The organism is Streptomyces sp. NPDC005485 (assembly GCF_040606085.1).
In the GTDB taxonomy this organism is placed as follows: Bacteria; Actinomycetota; Actinomycetes; order Streptomycetales; family Streptomycetaceae; genus Streptomyces.
This window is the reverse complement of record NZ_JBEXDZ010000253.1, coordinates 1-8,718: the sequence shown is the minus strand read 5'-3', so window position 1 is coordinate 8,718 and position 8,718 is coordinate 1. Positions and strand designations below refer to the sequence as shown.

Below are 8,718 nucleotides of genomic sequence, written 5' to 3'. Positions count from 1 at the left end.
AAGTACGTCCAGTACGAGGGCCTTCGTCCGGCACGCCGAGGGCACGCACCGAACACCGCGGGCACCGCACAGGACTTTCAAAACACCCCCTAGGGACGGCCGAGTCGACGGACCCGCGTGACAGCGAGGTCGGCGTCCGCCCCCACCGCGATCAGGGCGGCGGTCGCGGCGCGCGTGCCGTCGTCGTGCCAGGTCCCGGCGTTCACGCATGCCAGGAGGGCCAGCAGATGCCCTTCCAGCGCCCGGCCGAGCGGCCCGGGCGGGACGCCGGTCCGGAAGACGCCCTGGCGCTGCCCCCGCTCGATGATCGCGGTCGCCATGTCGCGGGCCGGGGCGAGGACTTCGTTCACGCGTTCCGTCCCCAGGTCCTGGCGCGCGAGCGTCAGCAGCGTGCGATAGCGACCGCCAACGGGCCACAGGGCCAGGACGAAACGAGCCATGGCGGTGACGGCATCCGCATCTGCGTCGGCATCGGCATCGGCATCGGCATCGGCATCGGCATCGGCATCGGCATCGGCATCGGCATCGGCATCGGCATCGGAGACCGTGACGCCCGCCAGCGCCCGTCGCAGTGCCCCCGCCGCCTCCGCGACAAGCCCCTCGACCAGCGCGGACCGGCCGGCGAAGTGGTCGTAGACGGTACGGCGCACCACGCCGGCTGCCTCCGCGATGTGACCGAGGCTGCTGTCGGGGTCGCGGCCGAGTTCCTGTTCCGCCGCTTCGAGGATGCGGGCCCGGGTGAGCTGCGCCTGACGGCGCCCGCCGCCGGTGAGGCGTGGATCGGTCATGTCGTGCCTCCGGTCGGCGGTCGCAGGACGCCTCGATACTTGCACATGGATGGGCAATAAACTACTCTGCACATCGTTGGGCAAATAAAGCCAGCTGGGCTGCGGTCGCACTCGCCCGGTCCCTGCCGCCCAGCCCCCTCCGACCTCGCCGCCACGCCCTGAGGAGCTTTTGATGCCGTTCTTTGCCAACACACCCGCCGAGAAGATGGCCGGGCCCTATCCGCGGCGCTGGTGGGCTCTGCTGGTGCTCTGCCTCAGCCTGCTGATCGTCGTCATGGCGAACACGTCGCTGATCGTGGCGGCTCCGGACATGACGCAGGATCTCGGCCTGTCCAGCAGTGACCTGCAGTGGGTCATCGACGGCTACACCGTCCCGTACGCCGCGCTGATGCTGGTGCTGGGCTCGATCGGCGACAAGTACAGCCGGCGCGGTGCGCTGATCCTGGGTCTGCTGATCTTCGCGGGCGGCTCGCTGATGGGCGGGCTGGTGGAGGGGACCGGCCTGGTCATCGCCGCCCGCGCGATCATGGGTGTCGGCGCCGCCGTCGTCATGCCGGCCACCCTGTCCCTGCTCGTCGCGATGTTCCCGAGGGCCGAGCGCGCCAAGGCCATCACCGCCTGGAGCGCCACCTCCGGCCTTGCCATCGCCGCAGGACCGCTGGCCGCCGGATGGCTACTGGAGAGCCACGCCTGGGGCTCGACCTTCCTGATGAACGCCCCCATCGCGATCGTCGGCGTCGTCGGCGCACTGCTCCTGGTGCCGCCGTCGAAGGCGGCGAAGATGGGCGCCATCGACTACGTCGGCGGTCTGCTCTCGATCGTCACCGTCGCGAGCCTGGTCTACGCGATCATCGAGGGACCGCACTTCGGCTGGGGAACCGGCCCGATCACCGCGGCCGTGGTCGCCGCCGTCGGCCTGCCGGCCTTCGTCGCCTGGGAGCTGCGCCACCCCCACCCCATGCTGAACGTGCGCAAGTTCGGCGAGCGTCCCTTCAGTGGCTCCATGCTCGCGGTGCTGTTCTTCTTCTTCGGCACCTTCGGCTCGATCTACTACTCCACCCAGTTCCTGCAGTTCGTCCTCGGCTACAACGCGCTGGACACCGGCGTACGACTGCTGCCGCTGGCCGGAGCCGTCTTCGTCGGCGCCGCCGTGACCGGGCGGGTCGCCCCGAAACTGGGCGTGAAGCTGGTGGTGGGAACCGGCATGGTGACCGGCACCGCAGGTGTCTTCCTGCTGACGCTGATCGAGTCGGGCTCGACCTACACCGACTTCCTGGCGCCCCTGCTGCTGCTCGGCTTCGCCATCGGCCTGAGCCTGTCCCCGGCCACCGACACCATCATGGGCTCCTTCCCCGAGTCGGAGCTGGGCGTCGGCGGCGGCGCCAACGACACCGCGCTGGAACTCGGCGCCTCCCTGGGTATCGCCATCCTCGGTTCGCTCCTCGCCACGTCCTACAAGGACAAGCTCACCGCACTGGTCGGCGACCACCTCCCGGCCGCCGCGACGGACACGGCCAAGGACTCGGTGGGCGGCGGTCTCGCCGTCGCCGAACAGGTCGCGACGACTCCCGGCGGCGGACCGCAACAGGCCCAGACCCTGATCGACGCCGTGCACGAGTCCTTCGCCCACGCCATCGCCCACACCAGCCTCATCGGCGGCATCGTCATGGCCGCCGGAACCGTGGTCGTCCTGCTGGTCCTACCGGGCCGCAAGACCGCCGGCACGCCCCCTCAGGAGGAACCGGCGGCAGCGGACGACGACCGGGACGAGGCGTACGCCGACTCCGTTCAGTGATCCGCTCCGAACCGCTGGGAATGCTGCCCGACCTCGTTCCGCGAGGCCGGGTGGCGGAGTGTCCGGCCCCGGCAGTCTCTCGTACCGTCTGCGCTGCGAGCCTGCGGCCTTCGTGTCAGCCCACCTTGCGGTAGATGAGAGCGAAGTCGTGCTGCCACGGGCCGCCGTCGAGGTCGCCCGTTTCCCAGGCGCCGGTGATGGTGTGCGAGTCCTGGCTGAACGTGCCGACGAAGCGCTGCCGGAAGGCCAGCGGGGTGAAGTCGGGGGACTCCCGCGTGAGCGTCCACACGTCGTCGGTGAGGGTCATCGCATACAGGCGTGCCACACCGCGGGAGTCGTAGTAGTGCTGCGTGTACGCGCCGGTCTCCAGGTCGGTGCCGACGAGCGTCAGGCTGTCGGGTGCTTCGGGGACCGGAATCTCGGTGCGCTGCAGCAGAAACTGCCCGTCCAGGGTCCATTCGAATCGGCTGCGTACCCTTGGGCCGTCGCCGGTCGTGCCGGACGGTGCCGGCGGGTTGCCGGGAAAGCGCGCCTCCACGCTCCACTCACCGACGAAGACGTCCAGACGTGCCAACGCCTCAGCTCTGTTGCCGGTCATGACGATCACTCCGCTCGCAGGTGGCGGTCCTCGTTCCTTCACTACGAATACAGACTGCGACGAGCGGGCGGAGTCATCGCCGCCCGGTGGTCACCGCCGAACACCCGAAGAGCCGTGCCGGCGGTGATCACTCAGATCGTGATCGCGAGCTCCTGGTCCGTGAAGGCGCTGTACGACGGATTGATGTCGTTCTCGCCGCCTCGGCCGTCACAGCCCCGGTCGGGGTTGAACATCAGATACGTTCCGGACGAGCAGGTGATCCAGCTCTCGGCGTCCCCGCCGAGGACGAGGTTGCCGGACAGACGGGCGCCGCCCTGCACGATCGCGCTGTCCTTGACCACGACGTTGTCGCTGATCGTGGCGCCGGAGTTGACCCACGACAGGCCCTCCACGCGCACGTTGCCCGTCAGGGTCGAGGAGCCGAAGACGGCCGCGCGCGGCCCGACGTACACGGACGCGGCCACGTTGGCGCTGTTGTCGACCCAGCCGCCGCCGTTGGAGTGCCAGTGACCGCCGCCGGTCGCGGCCGGCTTCTGGTAGCCGGGCTCGTAGCCGGACGGGGTGGCCCCGCTGATCCGGAACTCGTACGGGTAGCGGTAGTTCTTGGTGAACCCGTCCAGGTATCCGTAGTGGTGCACAGTGCTCGGCGTGCCGGTGACGACGAGGTACACATCCTTCTCGCCGGAGCGGGTCTGGAAGCTGATCTGACCGTCGGGGCCTGCGGAGACGGCGCCGTAGCGGGGTGTGCCGCCGCTGCTCACGGCGACGAACCCGTACGACCAGCCGGACCCGGCCGCCGCGTTGACATGCCCCTTGAAGTGCAGCTTGATCAGTGCCCCGTCGCTCGACGGCACCAGCTTGATCTTGTTGTAGCCGTAGTCCGAGGGCGCGAGTGCGTCCGGGATCGCGTAGTGACCGGCGGACTGGTTCACGGCGTTCACCGGGACGCCGTTGTAGGCGTTGATGAAGCCCGCGCCGTACACGTTGTTGACGAACGGCATGAAGCGGGAGCGGTTGGAGTAGTCGAGGGTGACCTGGTGCTGGGCGTACTCGGCGATACGGGTGTTGAGTTGAGACTGCGTCAGGTTGCTGATGCGCCGGTAGGTCTCCAGCGGGTGCTCGGTGTTCTTGGCCTGGTTCCAGATGTTGTTGAAGGTCTGGATCCCGCCGTACTTGTCGACGAGGTACTGCATGAGCATCCAGTTGCCGTAGTGGTGGCGGCTGGAGGAGTACGCCAGGTTCTCGGTTCGCAGGAACCGGGTCAGGTCGCCCGCGCCGCCGTCGGGGTACACCTGCATCGCCATGTACTCGGCGCCGGTCTCCCAGAAGGTTCCGGCCGAGGGGTCGGTCAGGCCCGCGTCGCCGCCCTTGCCGAGGAAGGTGTAGTTCTGGAAGACATGGCCGAGTTCGTGGGCCAGACCCCAGGAGCCGGGCTGCGCCGCGGCCGGCGCGATGTTGATGACGCCGACCCTGCCGTCGGCCGAACCGCCGGTGGCCCAGGCGTCGAGCTCGGTGCGGTTCCAGGTCCGGGTGATGATCACGTCGATCTTGTACTGGGAGAGCAACCCGGTCTCCGGCGTGAACTTCATGGTGTTCACGTAGAAGGCGTACAGGTTCTCCAGCTGGCTGAGGATGTTGTCCGGATCGAACCGGTAGTCGGCCGGGGCGGACTTGGGATCGGTGCCCGACTTCTCGCCCCACAGCAGGACGAAGTCGGCCGATTCCCTTGTGCGGTTCTGCGTCCAGGGAACCTCGCCGGTCGCCGCCCAACTGGGCGGAATGTACACGCTCTTCGCCGCAGCGACGGCCGGTGCCGTCTGCGCCGCGGGCAGGTGCGGCCGTGCGGACGCGGGCACCACGGCCAGGGCCGCGCCCAGCGCCCAGACCGCCAACACGACGCAGAGACGACGTGTGCACGTCAATAATGAATGTCCAAGGGTCTCCATGGCGGGGGGTCTCCGTTCGACGAAACGGCTCCGCTCCGCCTCTCCTGGCGGAGCCGCGCCATGGTGCCATGGGAGCGCTCCCGCAACCAGCCTTCGCGGTCTCTCCCGTGTCATTGACATCAGCAGTCAGTCCTCTACCGTAGATCTCCGCACAGCATGTCGCACAGCATTCGATATATCGAACGAGCCTGGAACACCACCCAGTGGGGCGGGGAAACGGGACTCTCCGCCCGACGCCACGACATGCGGAGGACTTCGTGACCCCACCCCTCGGCAGACGCTCCTTCCTCACCGCGGGAGGCGCGGCCGCGGCGGCGGCCCTGACCGTGACGGACGGCCCCGCGGCCCACGCGGCCGCAGCACCGCCCGCCGAAAGGCCCCGCCAACTCGCCACTCGCGTCAAGGCGTTCCCGCTGACCGCGGTCTCCCTGCTCGCCGGACCGTTCAAGGACAACCAGAGCCGCAACACCGCCTATCTGCGCTTCGTCGACATCGACCGGCTGCTGCACACCTTCCGCCTGAACGTCGGCCTGCCCAGCACCGCCCAGCCCTGCGGCGGTTGGGAGGGCCCGGACGTCGAACTGCGCGGGCACTCCACCGGCCACCTCCTGTCCGGACTCGCCCTCACATACGCCGACACCGGCGACACCGCGCTGCGTGACAAGGGCCGTCGACTGGTCGCCGCCCTGGCCGCCTGCCAGAACGCGTCCCTCTCGGCGGGCTTCGGCAAGGGCTACCTGTCGGCCTTCCCGGAGAGCTTCTTCGACCGGCTGGAGGCGGGCACGGGTGTCTGGGCCCCCTACTACACCCTGCACAAGATCATGGCGGGCCTGGTGGACCAGTACCGGCTGGCCGGGAACGACCAGGCCCTCGACGTGGTCCTGCGCAAGGCGGAGTGGGTCAACCAGCGGACCGCCAAGCTGAGTTACGAGCAGATGCAGCGCGTACTGGAGACCGAGTTCGGCGGCATGAACGACGTGTTCGCCGACCTGCACGCCGTCACCGGTGACGCCCTCTGGCTGGAGGTGGCCGAACGCTTCACCCACGCCCGCGTCTTCGACCCCCTGGCCGCGGGAGAGGACCGGCTCGCCGGACTGCACGCCAACACCCAGATCCCGAAGATGGTCGGGGCGGTAAGGCTGTGGGAGGAGGGCCTGCCCGACCGCTACCGCACCATCGGCCGGAACTTCTGGCAGATCGTCACCGACCACCACTCGTACGTCATCGGCGGCAACAGCAACGGCGAGGCCTTCCACGAACCCGACGTCATAGCAGGCCAGTTGTCGAACGGCACCTGCGAGAACTGCAACAGCTACAACATGCTCAAGCTGACCCGGCTGCTGCACTTCCAGGCCCCGGAACGCACCGACCTCCTCGACTACTACGAGCGCACGCTGTTCAACCAGATGCTCGGCGAGCAGGACCCGGACTCCGGGCACGGCTTCGACATCTACTACACCGGCCTCGGCCCCGGCTCGTTCAAGCAGCAGCCCTCCTTCATGGGCACGGATCCGAACGCCTACTCCACCGACTACGACAACTTCTCCTGCGACCACGGCAGCGGCATGGAGACGCAGGCGAAGTTCGCCGACACGATCTACACCCACGACGACCAGCGGCTCCTGGTCAACCTGTTCATCCCGTCCGAGGTCCGCTGGCAGGAGAAGAACATCACCTGGCGGCAGACCACGAACCTTCCCGACGCCTCCTCGACCGTGCTCACGGTCACCGCCGGAGGCGCCGCCCACCAACTGCTGGTCCGCATCCCGGCCTGGGCCTTAGGAGCCGGCGTCAAGCTCAACGGCCGGGCGCTGTCGAACCGTCCGGCGGCGGGCAGTTGGCTGACCCTCGACCGCACCTGGCGTCGCGGCGACCGCGTCGAGGTCACCCTCCCGATGCGCACGACCGTGGAGGCCACCCCCGACGACCCGGACGTGAAGGCCGTACTGCACGGCCCGGTGGTGCTCGCCGGAGCGTACGGCGACACGGCGAACCCGTGGATGCCCCGCCTGGACACCTCCACCATCCGGCAGGCGTCGACCAGTACGCTCCGGTTCACCGCGACAGCCGACGGCGAGACGGTCACACTGCTGCCCATCTCCCGCGTCCACCACCAGTACTACGACGTCTACTGGCTGACCGGCCAACCCCCGTCCACGCCACCGGAGTTCGCCGCCTGGCACCGCTTCGACGAGACCTCCGGGACGACGGCCGCCGACGCCACCGGCAACGGCAAGGCCGCGACCCTGGCGGGCGGTGCCTCCTGGACCCAGGGACGCACCGGGGGAGCCGTGGCCCTGGACGGGAAGGACGGTCATGTCGCCCTCGCCGAGGACCTGTTGGCGGGCGCGTCCGCCTACTCGGTGGCGACCTGGGTGAAGCCGGCGGGCCAACCGGCCGGTTGGAGCCGGATCTTCGACTTCGGCACCGGCGTCAGCGCCAACATGTTCCTGACCCCCCTCAGCGACGCGGGCACCCTGCGGTACGCGATCACCGCGGGCGGCGGGGGAGCGGAGCAGCGCATCGACGCGGACCCGCTGCCCACGGACCGCTGGGTCCATGTGGCCGTGACCTACGCGGCCGGCACCGCCGTGCTGTACGTCGACGGCCAGGAAGCGGGCCGCAACAGCGCGGTCACCGTCGAACCGCGCTACTTCGGCAACCACATCCGGGCCGCGTACATCGGCAGGTCCCAGTACGCGGACCCGTACCTGAAGGCGGCGGTCGACGACTTCCGCGTCTACGGCAGGGGACTGAGCGCGGACGAGGTCACGGCCCTGGCCAAGGCCGCCGCCGTACGCGCCAAGGGAGCCTGACCGTGGCGGCAGACACGGTCGCCTTCGAGCTCGACGGGTCCCCGGCTGCCGCGGCCGAGACCGGTACCGCGCCGAGGACCGGACCGGCACGTGAGCGGCTCTTCGACGAGGGACGGCTCTTCCTGCGGGGCGACGCCGACGGCGCGTGGAGACCGCTCGACCTCTCGCGCAACGTGGACAGCTTCAAGCAGCCGGGCCGCCTCACTCTCACCGCGAAGGCACCCGGCCTGCGCTCGGCCACGCTCACGCTGCCGTTGAAGGAGGCGACCTAGGCTGGCCCAGCCGGTACCGGCCCCGACCCAGGAGCGCACATCATGTTCGACCCCGCCCGGAAGCACCCGTACCCCGATGCCCTGCGGCCCGACGAAGCACCGGCGCCGCACGCACTGCTGGCACCCCTGGTCGGGCTTGTCGGCACCTGGGTCGGCCGGGGACGCGGCGAATACCCCACGCTCGCCGAGGAGTTCGAGTACGCGCAGGAGATCAGCTTCCGTCACGACGGGCGTCCCTTTCTCCAGTACGAGTCGCGCGCCTGGCTGCTCGACGCGGACGGCGCCCCGCTACGGCCGTCGGCTCGGGAGAGCGGCTGGTGGCGGCTGCAGCCCGAGGGGCGGGTGGAGGCGCTGATCATCCAGCCCACCGGTATCGCGGAGATCCTGGTCGGGGGGGGGGGGGGGCGGGCGGGCGGCCCGAACACCCACCAAGTTGGGGGGACGGCCCCGGCCAAGACTGGGAGAGCCACCCCCCGCCCCGCCAACCACACCCCACACGTGCA

7 protein-coding genes are annotated in these 8,718 nt (G+C 69.6%); 4 read left to right on the top strand and 3 right to left on the bottom strand.

Going from position 1 to position 8,718, the window contains the following annotated elements; genetic code table 11:
• Positions 1-89: 89 nt before the first annotated feature.
• On the bottom strand, positions 90-788 hold the full coding sequence (locus ABZS97_RS42285) for a TetR family transcriptional regulator (protein ID WP_356148651.1): 699 nt from the start codon (positions 786-788) through the stop codon (positions 90-92).
• 172 nt (positions 789-960) lie between these two features.
• Between ABZS97_RS42285 and ABZS97_RS42280 the strand changes: the two genes are divergently transcribed.
• On the top strand, positions 961-2,583 hold the full coding sequence (locus tag ABZS97_RS42280; protein ID WP_356148648.1) for an MFS transporter: 1,623 nt from the start codon (positions 961-963) through the stop codon (positions 2,581-2,583).
• A gap of 115 nt (positions 2,584-2,698) precedes the next feature.
• Here the strand turns inward: ABZS97_RS42280 and ABZS97_RS42275 are convergent, their stop codons facing one another.
• Positions 2,699-3,181, bottom strand: coding sequence for a hypothetical protein (locus ABZS97_RS42275; protein ID WP_356148645.1), 483 nt, complete (start codon positions 3,179-3,181; stop codon positions 2,699-2,701).
• 131 nt (positions 3,182-3,312) lie between these two features.
• The gene (locus tag ABZS97_RS42270; protein ID WP_356148642.1) at positions 3,313-5,076 is read right to left on the bottom strand and encodes a DUF6055 domain-containing protein; all 1,764 of its coding nucleotides are present in this window, start codon (positions 5,074-5,076) and stop codon (positions 3,313-3,315) included.
• 308 nt (positions 5,077-5,384) lie between these two features.
• Between ABZS97_RS42270 and ABZS97_RS42265 the strand changes: the two genes are divergently transcribed.
• The 3 genes from ABZS97_RS42265 to ABZS97_RS42255 form a co-directional block, all read left to right on the top strand.
• Positions 5,385-7,943, top strand: a complete 2,559-nt coding sequence (locus tag ABZS97_RS42265) for a beta-L-arabinofuranosidase domain-containing protein (RefSeq protein WP_356148639.1) — start codon at positions 5,385-5,387, stop codon at positions 7,941-7,943.
• 2 nt (positions 7,944-7,945) lie between these two features.
• Entirely contained in the window at positions 7,946-8,215 is a 270-nt protein-coding gene (locus tag ABZS97_RS42260; protein ID WP_356148634.1) for a hypothetical protein, read from the top strand.
• 42 nt (positions 8,216-8,257) lie between these two features.
• On the top strand, positions 8,258-8,718 hold a 461-nt coding region (locus tag ABZS97_RS42255; RefSeq protein ID WP_356148628.1), incomplete at its 3' end, for an FABP family protein.